The following is a 14,072-nucleotide window of genomic DNA, read 5'->3' on the forward strand; positions in this document are numbered from 1 at the left end:
ACTATTTTCCAGCGAGCTTCTGCAACAACGCCGCACTTTCCGCATCGGCTGGGAAAAACGCCTCGATCGCGAGTTCGGACAGCGTGATGTCGACGGGTGTTCCGAAGATCGTCACCGTCGAGACAAAGCGGATTTGTCCCATCGGCGTGTCGAGGATCAGCGGGACCGCGATGCCGTTCGCCAAGCCGCGATGATGCTCGTCTTCGGCGGCCGGATAGCCGGCCAATTCCTCGCGCAATGCGACCAGTCCGGCGTCGGCGCTCGCGTCGATCTGGTGGTCGAGCCGTTCGAGAATATGCGCGCGCCATTCGCCGTGATTAGCGATATGCGGCGCGAGCCCCTCGGGATGCAGCGCAATGCGCAGCACGTTGACCGGTGGTTCGAACAGATGCGGTGCCGCAAGCCCTGCGAGAATTCCGACCGCGCTGTTCGCCGCGACCATATTCCAGTGCCGGTCCACCGCGAGCGCGGGGTAGGGCTCGTGCCCCTTCAGCACATGCTCGACGATCGCGCGCATTCCCGCCATTTCGTCGCTGTCGAGCGGCCGTTCCTGATAGTCGGGAGCATAACCCGCCGCCAGCAACATCGCATTGCGCGCACGGTGCGGCACGTCGAGGCAGTCGGCGATTCGCTGCAACATTTGGGCGCTCGGCTTCGACCGCCCCGTCTCGATAAAGCTCAGGTGGCGCGTTGAAATCTCGGTATCGAGCGCGAGGTCCATCTGGCTCATCCGGCGGCGGGTGCGCCATTCGCGGAGTTGTTCGCCCAGCGGTGCGACTTGCATGATCGTCTCCTTCTGCGGCCAGAGCTATACCTCGTCCTTCTCCTTTTCCATTACCTTGGGCGTAATCGACTGACTGCATTTGCTGGGCCAGATGGGACGGGCAATCGAAAGGAGAACATCATGTCCATCTTCAATCTCAAGAACACGCTGATCATCGATGCCATCACCTGCACGGCGTTGTTCGTCCTGTGTGTGTTTGCGACCGCGACGGTCGCCGCGCTGCTCGGCCTCCCCTCCGAAGTGGTGACCGTCGCGGGTTGGATCGGCCTTCCCTCGGCTCTGCTGATGCTGTTCGTTGCCAATCAGAAGGAGCCGAGCAAGGGACTCGCGAACCTGATTGCGATCGGCAATCTGGGGTGGGTCGCTGCCAGTTTTGCCGTTCTCGCGATTTTCGCCGGACAGATGACCGCGCTCGGCATTGCCATTGTCATCGTGCAGGCGATCGGCGTCCTGGTATTTGCAATTTACGAAGCGAAAGGCGCTGCGGCGCTGTCGCGTCCCGCCACCGTCTAACTCAGCGCGTCGAGCCGGGCGATATCGATGCCGCCCGGCACCAGCATCACCGGGCAGGGCAGCGACCCCGCATCCTGTCCGGTGAAATAGGCGACGAGCGGTCCCGGGGGGCCGCTCGCAGCCGTCGCGAGCACCAGCGCCGCAATCTCGTCATTGGCGCGGATCATTTCGCAAACCACCTCGGCGGGCTTGCCCGATTTGACCATGACTTGCGGCGTCACGCCGGCTTCCTGCACCACCGCGTCGGCGGCGGCGGCCACCAGTTCCTCGGCATGTTCGCGCGCCTCGGCCTCGATCGTCGCCTGCACGCCGCCAAAGGCGACGAAATCCTGCGGCGGGATGATCGCGAGCACCATGACACCGCCGCCCGTCCGCGCCGCGCGGCGCGCGGCAAAGCGCAGCGCCAGCGCCGCCTCCGGACTGTCGTCGATCACCACCAGATATGTCCGCATCGCCCCGACCCCTCGTGTTTTTGCTTGGCGCCAAGAGTGCGTCACATTCGTATGAAACGCAAGCTGGCCCGCTGGACCTTGACCGATGCAGGGCTTATGGCGAGGAAGAATCCGTAGCGGCAGGCCCCGCCTGCAAGACTGACAGGGACACGCCTAAACATGCCAATCGAACTGAAAATGCCCGCTCTCTCGCCGACGATGGAGGAGGGCACCCTTGCCAAATGGCTGGTGAAGGAGGGCGACACGGTCAAGTCGGGCGACCTGCTCGCCGAAATCGAAACCGACAAGGCGACGATGGAATTCGAGGCGGTCGACGAGGGCACGGTCGCCCGGATTCTCGTCGCCGAAGGCACCGATGGCGTGAAGGTCGGCACCGTGATCGCGGTGATCGCGGGCGAAGATGAGGATGCGAGCGAAGCCAAGGCCGCGCCCGCACCGGCCCCTGCCGCCGAACCCAAGACCGAAGCCGCGCCGGCGGCGCCGGCTGCACCCTCCGCCGCGGCTCCGGCGCCCGCACCCGCACCGGCCGCTTCGGGAGACCGCATCAAGGCCAGCCCGCTCGCCAAGCGCCTCGCCGCCGAACAGGGCATCGACCTCAAGAGCCTGACCGGCACCGGCCCCGGCGGCCGCGTCGTCAAGGCCGACCTCGAAGGCGCGCCTGCTGGCACCGCAGCGCCCGCTCCCACCGCCGCCGCGCCGACCGCAACCCCCGCACCGGCCACCGCCGGCGCGATCCCCGATTTCGGCATCCCGCACGAGGATGAAAAGCTGTCGGGCATGCGCAAGACGATCGCGCGCCGCCTGACCGAGTCGATGCAGCAATCGCCGCACATCTACCTGACCGTCGACATCCGCCTCGACGCGCTGCTCAAGCTGCGCGGCGAACTCAACGCCAGCCTCGAAAGCCGCGGCGTCAAGCTCAGCGTCAACGACATGCTGATCAAGGCGCTCGCGGTCGCGCTCGAACGCGTGCCCGCGTGCAACGTCAGCTTCGGCGGCGATGTGATGCGCAAATACAGCCGCGCCGACATCTCGGTCGCGGTCAGCATTCCGGGCGGCCTCATCACCCCGATCATCGTCGATGCCGGCGGCAAGTCGATGTCGAAAATCTCGACCGAAATGTCCGAACTCGCGGCCAAGGCCAAGGAAGGCAAGCTCCAGCCCGCAGAATATCAGGGCGGCACCGCCTCGATCTCGAACATGGGCATGATGGGGATCAAGCAGTTCACCGCCGTCATCAACCCGCCGCAGGCGATGATCATGGCGATCGGCGCGGGCGAGAAGCGCCCCTATGTGGTCGACGACGCGCTCGCGATCGCGACGGTGATGTCGGCGACCGGCAGCTTCGACCACCGCGCGATCGACGGCGCAGACGGCGCGCTGCTGATGAAGACCTTCAAGGAGCTTGTTGAAAGCCCGCTGGGACTGGTGGCGTAACATGGCTGACACCAACTACGACCTCATCGTCCTCGGCTCAGGGCCCGGCGGCTATGTTGCGGCGATCCGCGCGGCTCAATTGGGCCTGAAAACCGCGATCGTCGAGCGCGAGAATCTCGGCGGCATCTGCCTCAACTGGGGCTGCATTCCGACCAAGGCGCTTCTGCGTTCGGCCGAGATCTATCATTATATGCAGCATGCGGGCGATTACGGCCTCGTCGCGGCGCAGATCAGCGCCGATATTGACGCGGTGGTGAAGCGTAGCCGCGGCGTCGCGAAACAGCTGAGCCAGGGCGTCGCCTTCCTGATGAAGAAGCACAAGATCACCGTCCATATGGGCGAGGGCAAGCTGACCGCGCCCGGCAAATTGGAAGTGAAGGGCGAGAAGGGCACCGAAACCCTCACCGCCAAGAATGTCATCGTCGCGACCGGCGCGCGCGCCCGCGACCTGCCGTTCGCCCCCGCCGACGGCAAGCGCATCTGGACCTATCGCCACGCGCTCGTGCCGCCCGAAATGCCGAAGAAGCTGCTCGTCATCGGATCGGGCGCGATCGGGATCGAATTTGCGAGCTTCTACAGCGACATGGGCGTCGATGTTACTGTCGTCGAAATGCTCGACCGCCTCGTCCCCGTCGAGGATGCCGACGTGTCGGCCTTCCTCGAGAAACAGCTCAAGAAGCAGGGCATGACGATCTTCACCGGCGCCGGGGTCGAAGAGCTAAAGGCGACCGCGACCGGCGTCACCGCGAAGATCAAGACCAAGGACGGCAAGGTCGAAAGCGCCGAATTCAGCCATGCCATTGTCGCCATCGGCATCGTCCCGAACACCGAGAATATCGGGCTGGAGGCGCTGGGCGTGAAGACCACCAAGGGCCATATCGACACCGACGCGATGTGCCGCACCAACGTCCCCGGCATCTGGGCGATCGGCGACGTCACCGCGCCGCCGTGGCTCGCGCACAAGGCGATGCACGAATCGGTGATTTCGGTCGAGGCGATCGCGGGCAACCACCCGCACGCGATGGACCCGCGCAACATCCCGGGCTGTACCTATTGCCGCCCACAGATCGCCAGCGTCGGCCTGACCGAAGCGAAGGCCAAGGAACTCGGCTACGAGGTGAAGGCCGGCACCTTCCCCTTCATCGGCAACGGCAAGGCGATTGCGCTCGGCGAATCCGAGGGTTTCACCAAGACGGTGTTCGACGCGAAGACCGGCGAACTGCTCGGCGCGCACATGATCGGCGCCGAGGTCACCGAGCTGATCCAGGGCTATACGATCGGCAAGACCGCGGAGCTGGTCGAGGATGATTTCATCGGCACCGTCTTCCCGCATCCGACGCTCAGCGAAACGATGCACGAAGGCGTGCTCGCGGCGTTCGGGCGGCCGCTGCATATTTGACCATTCGATCCTCCCCGTCGCGCAGCCATGGGGAGGGCGCGCTCGCCGCAGGCGAGTGGGGGAGGGGCCCTCTTCTGTCGGCCCCTGCGGGACGCCACCTCCCCATGGCTGCGCGACGGGGAGGATTTTCTTGCTTCGACGTTCAGGCTTTCCCCCCATCGCGGCGGCGCTCCTCATCGCCGTTATCCTGCTCGGTTTCGCGGTGGGCGCAGGATGGACACAGGCCGCCGACTGGCAAATCTCGCACAGCCTTGCGATCCGCGTCGATGAAAGCAGCGCGAGCTTCATATCCTTCATGCAATGGGTAAGCTGGATCGGCGGCGGCACGCCGCGATGGGCCATCGTGATCCTGCTGTGCGGGCTCGTCTGGCACTGGTGCGGCCCGCGCTGCGCCGTCGCGCTCGGCGGTGCGTCGCTGCTCTCGAACCTCGCCTCCAGCCTGCTGAAGCTCGGCTTCCGCCGCGCGCGGCCTGACCTGATCGATCATCTCGACCGTCAGACGAGCTTTTCCTACCCGAGCGGCCATGCGACGAGCGCGGCGGTCGTCTATCTGCTCCTCGCCTGGCTCGCGCCACCGCGCTGGCGGCCGTCAGCATGGGCGCTTGCTGCAACGATGATGCTGCTCACCGGTTTTTCACGCATCATGCTCGGCGTACACTGGGCGAGCGACATTGCCGGCGGCACGATGCTCGGCAGCGCGTTCGCGCTACTCGGCGCCTGGTGGGTCAGCGGGCAGAAGATTTCAGCCTGAAGCATTTTCCGCTGTCCTATTTCGCGCCGGTTTGCCATCACATTTGGGGGCATCGGCAACGGGTGGGGCGAACATGAAATCGCGAATGAAGTTCGGCAGTTTTCTGCGGGGAATCGTTTTTGGCACTCCCGCGCTTTTCGCGGTATGGGCGGCGCCGTCGCAGGCGCAAGACGCGGGCGGGCAGACCGTCATCACCGGCGCGCGCTACATCGACGTCCTGACCGGAAAGACCGCCGAGTTCCCCGCGATCTTCGTCGGCGCCGATGGCCGCATCACGGGTATCGCCGATGCGCGCACGGTGCGCTGGGGATCGAACGTCAAGCATATCGATCTTGGCGGCAAGACGCTGTTGCCGGGACTCATCGACATGCACGTCCATCTCGACGGCCCCGCCGACATCGGCGGCTATCGCGGGCTGGAGTTCACCGACAGCTTCTGGGGCATGACCGCCGTCAAGAATGCGAACGACATGCTCGGCGCGGGCTTCACCACCGTGCGCAACGTCGGGTCGGCCGATCGCAACGATATCGGGCTGAAACAGGCGATTGACGCCGGCTATGCGACGGGACCGCGAATCGTTCCGGCAGGCTATTCGCTCGGCGCGACTGGCGGGCATTGCGACAGCACTTTCCTGCCGCCGAGTATGGAGAAGAAGGACGGCAAGGAAGAGGGGATCGGCGATACGCCCGAGGAACTGCGCTACCAGGTCCGCCGCCAGCGCAAATATGGCGCCGAAGTGATCAAGGTCTGCGCGACCGGCGGGGTCTTCTCGCGCAACACCGAGCCCGGCCAGCTCCAGGTCTCCGAAAGGGAACTCGCCGCCATCGCCGACGAGGCGCACCAATGGGGCTTGCGCGTCGCCGCGCACGCGCATGGTGCGACCGGCATCCGCGCCGCGATCGCCGCGGGGATCGACACGATCGAGCATGCCAGCCTTGTCGACGACGAGGGCATCCGCATGGCGGTGGCGCGCAAGCAGCCGGTGTGGTTCTCGATGGACATCTACAACACCGAATATACGCAGGCCGAAGGCGCAAAGAATGGCGTGCTCGAGGATAATCTGCGCAAGGACCGCGAGATCGCCCAGATCCAGCGCGACAATTTTCGCAAAGCGGTGAAGGCGGGCGTGCGCATGGTGTTCGGCTCCGACGCGGGTGTCATGCCGCACGGACAGGTCGGCGGCCAGTTTCGCGTCATGGTCGAATATGGAATGACCCCGATGCAGGCGATCCAGGCCGCGACGAAAAACGCCGCCGAGGCGCTCGGCCGCGAACGGGACGTGGGCGCAATCGCGGTCGGCCGCTACGCCGACATTATCGCGGTCGACGGCGACCCGCTGGCCGATGTGGGCCAGCTCGAAAGCGTCGATGCGGTGGTGAAGGGCGGGGTGCTGGTGAAGGGCGAATGAAGTCCTACACCACCAGCCGGTCGACCAGCGCCTCGCGCATCTCGGGGGTGAAATTCAGCACGGCCTCGGCATAGGTCGGGATATCGCCATGATCGCGCCGCACCGTGGCGAGCGCGGCGTCGAGGTAGGCGGGGTTCACGGACATCAGCGCGCGGATCGCATCGTCGTGGATTTCGGCGCCGTAACGCGAACGGATATGCGCCGCGCCCTGCGCTATGCGTTCCTCGATCTTGCCAGCGGTGTTGGTGAGCAGATAATCGTGCATCAAATCGTCTTCATGGACCCCGAGCAGCCGGTGGACGATCGCGACGGCAAAGCCGGTCCGATCCTTGCCCGCGACGCAGTGGACGAGGCTCGGCGCGTCATATTCGGCGAGCGCCGCCAGATAGAGGCGCAGCGTCGCGACGAGTGCCGAGCGATAGGGCATTCCGGCATAGGTATCGATCATCCGCGCGCGCGCCGTCTCGACATCGATCGTCCCGCCCGCCGCCTGAAGGTGCGGCGCGAGGCCCGCGGTCACCCCGCCCGCGAACAGCACGCGCGCCGAGAAATTCTCGCTGCGGCGGCACGGGTGCATCTCGCGCTCGTCGTCGCCACGCAGATCGATCACCGTCTCGAGGCCCAAGGCGTCGAGCGCGACGAGATCCTCGTCGCTCGCGCCTTCATGGTGCGCCGAGCGCCACAGCGTCCCGTCGCGCAGGCGCCCGCCGCCCTCGACGGCATAACCGCCATAGTCGCGAAAATTGTGAATGCCGGACAGCGGCAGGACACGCTCGGCGAGCATGGTCATTCTCCTGTGAACACGGGGGGACGCTTTTCGACGAACGCGTTGATCGCCTCGCGGTTATCCGCGGTTTCGTGGACGATTGCCTGATAGGCTGCGCTCAATTCCAAAATATCGCTCATCCGGCTGTGCTGCGCCTCGCGGAGCAGGCGTTTGGTCAGGCGCAGCGCGCGCGGCGGATTGCAGACGATCCGCTCGGCAATGGCGATTGCACGGTCGAGCAGTTCCGCATCGGGCACGACGTCCGTGACCAGACCATATTCCTTTGCCTGGGCCGCGTCAAAGCGGTCGCCGGTCAGGAACAGCTCGGCGGCGCGGGGGTATCCGAGTATCTTCTGGAGCAGCCACGCCCCGCCATCGCCGGGGACGATGCCGACCTTGATGAAGCTGCAGGCAAATTTCGCGCTCTCGGCGGCGATGCGGATGTCGCAGGTGCACGCGAGGTCGGCGCCAAGACCGATGGCATGGCCGTTGACCGCCGCGATCATCGGCACCTCGCAATCCATCAGTGCGCGGATCACCGCCTGCACACCCTTGCGATAGTTCGACCGGGTGGAATCGGGCTGGTCGAGCACGCCGATTCCGGTTCGGTCCTGCATGCCTTTCAGGTTCCCGCCGGCGCTGAACGCCTTGCCGCTGCCGGTCAGGATGATCGCGCTGACGCCGCGGTCGGCGCCGAGGTCGCGCAGCGTGTCGATGATATCCTGGCAGTCTTCGTGGGTGCCGATCGCATTCATGCTCTCCGGCTTGATCATCGTCAGGATCGCGATCTTGCCCCGCCGTTCGACACGCAGAAATTCGCCCATTGTCCTCATATCCTTCATTGCGGCTGGCCATCCCGGTGCATAGCATGATTGGCAGCGGGTCGCTAAGCAAAGGGCCGCAGTACCGCGGCGCCTCAGCGCACCGCGCCTCCTTCGCGCAGCGCTGCGATCTTGTCCGCATCATAGCCAAGCCCTGCCAGCACCGCTTCGCCATCGGCGCCAACCGCGGGGGCCGGACGCGGCGTGTCGTTGACCGTCGCCGAATAGCGCGGGGCAGGGGCTGGCTGGACCGCGCCGCCCACCGTCAGGAAGGTCTCGCGCTCGACGTTGTGCGGATGCTGCGGTGCCTCGCTCAGCGACAGGATCGGCGCGAAGCAGACGTCGGTCATTTCCATGATTGCGCACCATTCGTCGCGCGTCTTCGTCCTGAACAGCGCGGTCAGCTTGTCCTTGAGCGCGCCCCATTTCGACGGGTCGAGTTGCGCGTCGAAATCGGGATCGTCGGTGAGTCCGGTCTTTTCGCGAAGCAAGGCATAGAATTGCGGTTCGATCGATCCGATCGAGATATATTTACCGTCGGCGCAAGCATAGCTGTCATAAAAATGCGCGGCGCCGTCGAGCATGTTGACGCCGGCTTCATCCTTGAGCCGGCCCGCGGCGAGGAAACCCCAGGTCATGCCTGCCAGCAGCGCCGAGCCGTCGGTCATCGCGCAGTCGATCACCTGCCCTTCGCCGGTGCGCGCGGCGTGAACGAGCGCGCTCGACATGCCGAAGGCGAGCATCATGCCGCCGCCGCCGAAGTCGCCGACATAATTGACCGGCGGGACCGGCTTCTCGCCCGCACGCCCGATGCCGTGGAGCACGCCCGACAGCGAGATATAGTTGATGTCGTGCCCCGCCGCCTGCGCATATGGGCCGAACTGGCCCCAGCCGGTCATGCGGCCATATACAAGCTTCGGATTGTCGGCGAGCAGCACGTCGGGGCCGAGGCCGAGCCGCTCCATCACGCCCGGGCGATAGCCCTCGATGATCCCGTCTGCGCTCTTGCAAAGCCCGCGCGCGATTTCGACAGCTTGCGGGTTCTTCATGTCGAGCGCGATCGAGGTGCGGTTGCGGCTTAACGGATCGCGCGGGTCCATGACGCCGCCGGGGCGATCAATGCGGATCACCTCGGCGCCATGGTCGGCGAGCATCATGCCGCAGAAAGGACCGGGACCGATGCCGGCAAATTCGATGATCCTGATACCTTGCAATGGTCCGGTCATGTTGCGCACTCCATAGAAATATACCCCGTCATTGCGAGGAGCGAAGCGACGCGGCAATCCAGCATGGACGTAAGCCGCTCTGGATTGCTTCGCTCCGTTCGCAATGACGAAGGTGGGATTAAATCCGTTCGATGATGATCGCGGGCGCCATGCCGCCGGCGGCGCACATGGTGACAAGGCCGTAGCGTCCGCCCGACCGTTCGAGTTCGTCGAGCGCCGTGCCGATCAGGATCGAGCCCGTCGCGCCGATCGGATGGCCAAGCGCCATCGCGCCGCCGTTGATGTTCACCTTCTCGCGGTCGAGATCGAGGTCGCGGATGAACTTCTCGGCGACCACGGAAAAGGCCTCGTTGATTTCCCAGACGTCGATGTCGTCCTTGGTCAGCCCGGCCTTTTCGAGAACCTTCTTCGCCGCCGGGACGGGCGCGTTGAGCATCAAGGTCGGATCGTCGCCGATATTGGCATAGGCGACGACGCGCGCGCGTGGCTTCAGCCCGTGCTTGTCGGCATATTCCTTCGAGGTCAGCAGGATCGCGGCGGCGCCGTCGACAACCCCCGACGAATTTCCGGCGTGGTGGAAATGCTGGATTTCGACGTCGGGATAGCGGCGGTTGACCTGCTTGCGGAAGGTGACGCCGCCGCCGAGGTCGAAATCGGCGAGTGCCGCGAAGCTGGGCTTGAGCGCCGCGAGCCCCTCTGCGGTGGTTTGCGGACGCGGGAATTCCTCATGGTCGAGCGCGACGCTGCCGTCGGGGTTGTGTACGGGCACCACCGACTTGGCGAAGCGGCCTTCCTTGATCGCGCGGTCGGCGCGCTGCTGGCTGACCAGCGCGAGCGCGTCGAGCGCCTCGCGGCTGATACCCTCGATCGTCGCGATCGCGTCGCCGCACACGCCCTGGTTCGATTGCGGGTGCAGTTCGTCGAGCGCCTCGTGCCCCGATCCCATCAGGCGCGGCGGCAAACCGGCGTTCGCCTGTTCGGCGGCAAAGGCGGTGGTATAGCTCATCATCTCGGTCCCGCCGGCGATGACGCAATCTTCCATGCCGCTCATCACGCTGGCGGCGGCGAAATTCACCGAGCTGATGCCGCCGCCGCAGAAGCGGTCGAGCGTCGTGCCCGATGCTTTGGTGTCGTAACCCGCCGAGAGCGCGGCCATGCGGCCGAGGTCGCCGCCCTGCTTGCCATTCTGGCTCGACGTCGACCAGACGATGTCGTCGACGGTCGCGGTGTCGAGATTATTGCGGTCGCGGATCGCGGCGAGCACCGTTGCGGCCAGATGCTGGGGGTGAAGGTGCGACAGCGCGCCCTTGCCGGGCTTGCCGATACCGCGCGGGGTGCGGACGGCGTCGATGATATAGGCTTCGCTCATGGGAAATTCCTTTCGATCGGGGAGTTAGCGGGGGGCCATGCGGATCGCGCCATCGAGGCGCACCGCCTGGCCGTTGAAATAGCTGTTGCGCACCATCTCCATCGCGAGGCTGGCATATTCCTCGGCCTTGCCGAGCCGCTTGGGGAAGGGAACCGAGGCTTCGAGGCTCTCCTTCACCTTCGGGTTCATGTTGCCGAGCAGCGGGGTGCCGAACACGCCGGGCATGATCGAATTGACGCGGATGCCGAGGTCCATCAGATCGCGCGCCATCGGCAGGACGAGGCCGTTCACGCCCGCCTTCGCCGAGCCGTAAATCACCTGCCCGATCTGTGCGTCCTGCGCCGCGACCGAAGCGGTGAAGATGATCGCGCCGCGTTCGCCGTCTTCCATCTCGGGAAGCGTCGCCATGCCTTCGGCGGCGATCGAGCCGACGCGGTAGCTGGCGGTCAATATGCCGGCGACGCCATAGGCATAATCCTCGGTCGGGGTACGGCGGAACTTGCCGCTTTCCTTATCATAGGCGAGCGTCTTGCCGCGGCGCGAGGTCATCGCGCAATGGACGCAGACGCGTTCCTGCCCGTGCGCCGCGCGCGCCTTGGCATAGCCGTCGAGCACGGATTGCTCGTCGGTGATGTCGACATGGACGAACAATCCGCCGATCGACGCCGCGACCTCTTCGCCGAGCGCGTCGTTGATGTCGAAGATGGCAACCTTCACGCCCGATGCAGCAAGCGCCTCCGCGGTCGCGCGGCCGAGGCCCGATGCACCGCCGGTCACGACGGCCGATATGCTGGAATCGATTTTCATGGGGGAGGCTCCTCAGGCGGGGATCTGGTTGAAGGGAATGCCCTTGTCGGGCCGATGGTCCTGCGGAAGGCCGAGGATGCGCTCGGCAATCGTATTGAGCAAAGTTTCGTCCGATCCGCCCGCGATGCGCCCCGTCGGCGCATTGATCCAGCTCGACGCCCAATCGTCCTTGGGCGAGGCATGTTCGTCGAACGGGAAAGCGCCGGTGCCCTGCAGATCGAGCGCAAGTTCGGAAAGCTTCTGGCGCGAACGGACGGCGACAAGCTTGTTCAGCGACCCTTCGGGACCCGGGGTCATTCCCGCCTGCATCATCAGCCGCGCGCGGCGGTTGATCGAATCCAGGCCGTTCCGCATCGCGTAGTTGCGCGCGATCTGCTGCCGGATACGGCCGTCGGCGATCGCTGGCTTGCCGTTGATCCGGGTGGCTTTCGCGAGGTCGACGAACAGGTCGAGATGCGGGCCGAAGCCGGCGCTGTCGGTAGCGACATAGCGTTCGATCATCAGTGTCGCCATCGCGACCGCGAAGCCGCCGCCCACGGGCGACATGCGATGATCGTCGCTGACCTTCACATCGTCGAAGAAGACCTCGTTCACATGGCTGTCGCCGCCCGCGAGCTTGATCGGGCGCACCGTGACGCCGGGCGCCTTCATATCGACCCAAAAATAGGTGAGCCCCTTGTGCTTCGCGACGGTCGGATCGGTCCGCACGACGATCACACCATAGTCGCTATATTGCGCCCAGCTCGTCCAGACCTTTTGCCCGTTGATCTTCCAGCCGTTTCCATCGGTTTCGGCGCGGGTGCGCAGGCCCGCAAGGTCGGTGCCCCCCGAGGGTTCGGAAAAGAGCTGGCACCAGATTTCCTCGCCCTTCAGCGCCTTGACGACGCGCTCCTTCACAAATTCCCGGTCGCTGCCGAACTGCATCAGAACGGGGACGGGCATACCGAGCGAGATGCCGAAATAGACGTTCGGAAAGCCGTGCTTCATCTCCTCGGCTTCGAAGGTGATCTTCTCGATATGGCCGAGGCCCTGGCCCCCGAGGTCGGTCGGCCAGTTGATGCCGGCATAGCCCGCGTCGAATTTCGCCTTCTGATAGCGGCGGCCGAGCGCGAGGTCGTCATCGACGCCAAGGCCTTTGCGCGCCGCCTTGCCGAACGCCGGCACCATCGTTTCGCACCATTCCGCAGCCTTGACGCGATAGGTTTCGAGATCGGTCATGCGCCTGCTCCTGCCAGCCGGTCGACGAGCAAATCCTCCCAAAAGATGCTGCTCCCCTGTTCGAGCGCGAGCGTGCGCGAGCGGCGCATATGAAGGTGCAGCCCGATCTCCCACGTCACGCCGATACCGCCGTGAATCTGGATGCAGTCGCGCGCCGCCGTGTCATAGGCCTCGGTCGTCGATAGGCGCGCGGCGGCCGCAGCAATGATGAAATCGTCCTGCTGCTCGCGCGCCGCGGCGTGGATGGCGTTGGCGCGCGCGAGTTCGACCAGGCCGTAGAGTTCTGCGATGCGATGCTTGATCGACTGGAACGCCCCGATCGGCTGGCCGAACGCCTTGCGCGTCAGCGCATAGTCGCGTGCGATTTCCATCAGCGCCTCCGCGCCGCCCGTCTGTTCATGCGCAGTCACGACGGCTTGCAATGCAAGGATGTGGAGGGCCGCAGCGCGGGCCGCGTCGCCGGCGACGAGGGTTTCGGCTGGCGTGCTGGCCAGAACCAGATCGGCAATGCAACGACTGTTGTCGAAGCTTTCGACCGCCCTTCTTTCGATTCCGGCAAGGTCGGCGATCGCGAGAGCAGGCAAGCCGCCTTCATCGGCGAAGAGGACCGCAACGTCGGCAAACAATCCGCCCGAAACGCCGACGGCGGTGCCGTTCGCCTTGCCGGCGCTCACTGTGACAGCGGCGCGCGCGGGAAGGGGGTCGGGACCCGACGCGAAGGCGACCGCGCCGATCGTCTCGCCGCTCGCGAGCCCAGGCAGCCAGCGCACCTTCTGCGCGTCGCTGCCATAAAGCTCGATTGCCTTGGCGGCGCCAAAGCTCGATGTCAGGAACGGCGCGCCACTTAGCGAGCGCCCAGCCTGATGCGCGATCAGGCCAAGCTCGACTAGTCCGAGCGCAAGCCCGCCATAGACCTCTGGAAGCGCGAGGGCGGTCCAGCCCTGCTCCTTCGCCGTCGTCCAGAAACCGTCATGATATTTGCCGCTGGTCTGGAGTAGCGGCAGCAGATCGTCCTTGCTGACCCGCGCTTCAAGCGCGCGCCGCGACTCGGTCGCGATCGCCTGCTGCCCTTCGTCGTACAAAATCGACATCGGCCCGTTCCTCTACCCTTATGGTTTCGG

At 65.3% G+C, this 14,072-nt stretch carries 14 protein-coding genes; 5 read left to right on the top strand and 9 right to left on the bottom strand.

Annotated elements, in window-relative coordinates; all coding sequences use genetic code 11:
• Position 1: 1 nt before the first annotated feature.
• Positions 2–784, bottom strand: a complete 783-nt coding sequence (locus VSX79_RS08515) for a helix-turn-helix domain-containing protein (protein WP_179496292.1) — start codon at positions 782–784, stop codon at positions 2–4.
• Positions 785–904: 120 nt separating this feature from the next.
• On the opposite strand from VSX79_RS08515, the gene VSX79_RS08520 reads away from it, so the two are divergent.
• Entirely contained in the window at positions 905–1,297 is a 393-nt protein-coding gene (locus VSX79_RS08520) for a hypothetical protein (protein ID WP_179496290.1), read from the top strand.
• On the opposite strand, the gene VSX79_RS08525 is transcribed toward VSX79_RS08520, so the two are convergent.
• Positions 1,294–1,749 carry a universal stress protein gene (locus VSX79_RS08525; protein WP_179496287.1) on the bottom strand — a complete coding sequence of 152 codons (456 nt, stop codon included), beginning with the start codon at positions 1,747–1,749 and terminating at the stop codon, positions 1,294–1,296. The two genes, VSX79_RS08520 and VSX79_RS08525, sit on opposite strands and share 4 nt — an antisense overlap.
• Before the next feature lie 159 nt (positions 1,750–1,908).
• Here VSX79_RS08525 and VSX79_RS08530 point away from each other — a divergent pair, with 159 nt between their 5' ends.
• The 4 genes from VSX79_RS08530 to VSX79_RS08545 all read left to right on the top strand — a co-directional run bounded on the left by VSX79_RS08530 (position 1,909) and on the right by VSX79_RS08545 (position 6,744).
• A complete protein-coding gene (locus VSX79_RS08530) occupies positions 1,909–3,186 on the top strand; it encodes a pyruvate dehydrogenase complex dihydrolipoamide acetyltransferase (RefSeq protein WP_326915171.1) in 1,278 nt (425 codons plus the stop codon).
• Position 3,187: 1 nt separating this feature from the next.
• Positions 3,188–4,585, top strand: coding sequence for a dihydrolipoyl dehydrogenase (lpdA, locus tag VSX79_RS08535; protein WP_179496283.1), 1,398 nt, complete (start codon positions 3,188–3,190; stop codon positions 4,583–4,585).
• Positions 4,586–4,715: 130 nt separating this feature from the next.
• Positions 4,716–5,336, top strand: a complete 621-nt coding sequence (locus VSX79_RS08540) for a phosphatase PAP2 family protein (RefSeq protein WP_179496281.1) — start codon at positions 4,716–4,718, stop codon at positions 5,334–5,336.
• A gap of 73 nt (positions 5,337–5,409) precedes the next feature.
• Positions 5,410–6,744 (top strand): Xaa-Pro dipeptidase, encoded by a 1,335-nt coding sequence (locus VSX79_RS08545; RefSeq protein WP_179496279.1) that lies wholly within the window; start codon positions 5,410–5,412, stop codon positions 6,742–6,744.
• Between the two features lie 4 nt (positions 6,745–6,748).
• Here VSX79_RS08545 and VSX79_RS08550 read toward each other — a convergent pair whose 3' ends face one another.
• The 7 genes from VSX79_RS08550 to VSX79_RS08580 all read right to left on the bottom strand — a co-directional run bounded on the left by VSX79_RS08550 (position 6,749) and on the right by VSX79_RS08580 (position 14,042).
• Positions 6,749–7,528, bottom strand: a complete 780-nt coding sequence (locus VSX79_RS08550) for a tyrosine-protein phosphatase (protein ID WP_179496277.1) — start codon at positions 7,526–7,528, stop codon at positions 6,749–6,751.
• A 2-nt stretch (positions 7,529–7,530) separates the two neighbouring features.
• Positions 7,531–8,334 carry a crotonase/enoyl-CoA hydratase family protein gene (locus tag VSX79_RS08555; protein WP_179496275.1) on the bottom strand — a complete coding sequence of 268 codons (804 nt, stop codon included), beginning with the start codon at positions 8,332–8,334 and terminating at the stop codon, positions 7,531–7,533.
• Positions 8,335–8,426: 92 nt separating this feature from the next.
• Positions 8,427–9,557 (bottom strand): CaiB/BaiF CoA transferase family protein, encoded by a 1,131-nt coding sequence (locus VSX79_RS08560; RefSeq protein ID WP_179496273.1) that lies wholly within the window; start codon positions 9,555–9,557, stop codon positions 8,427–8,429.
• Positions 9,558–9,675: 118 nt separating this feature from the next.
• A complete protein-coding gene (locus VSX79_RS08565) occupies positions 9,676–10,926 on the bottom strand; it encodes an acetyl-CoA C-acetyltransferase (RefSeq protein WP_179496271.1) in 1,251 nt (416 codons plus the stop codon).
• 24 nt (positions 10,927–10,950) lie between these two features.
• A complete protein-coding gene (locus VSX79_RS08570; protein ID WP_179496269.1) occupies positions 10,951–11,733 on the bottom strand; it encodes an SDR family NAD(P)-dependent oxidoreductase in 783 nt (260 codons plus the stop codon).
• Positions 11,734–11,745: 12 nt separating this feature from the next.
• Positions 11,746–12,951 (bottom strand): acyl-CoA dehydrogenase family protein, encoded by a 1,206-nt coding sequence (locus VSX79_RS08575; protein ID WP_179496267.1) that lies wholly within the window; start codon positions 12,949–12,951, stop codon positions 11,746–11,748.
• Positions 12,948–14,042: an acyl-CoA dehydrogenase family protein gene (locus VSX79_RS08580; RefSeq protein ID WP_179496265.1), complete on the bottom strand. Its 1,095-nt coding sequence runs from the start codon at positions 14,040–14,042 to the stop codon at positions 12,948–12,950. Before VSX79_RS08580 ends, VSX79_RS08575 begins: the two co-directional genes overlap by 4 nt.
• Positions 14,043–14,072: the final 30 nt, after the last annotated feature.

It is taken from the genome of Sphingopyxis chilensis (assembly GCF_035930445.1).
Classification (GTDB): domain Bacteria; phylum Pseudomonadota; class Alphaproteobacteria; order Sphingomonadales; family Sphingomonadaceae; genus Sphingopyxis; species Sphingopyxis chilensis.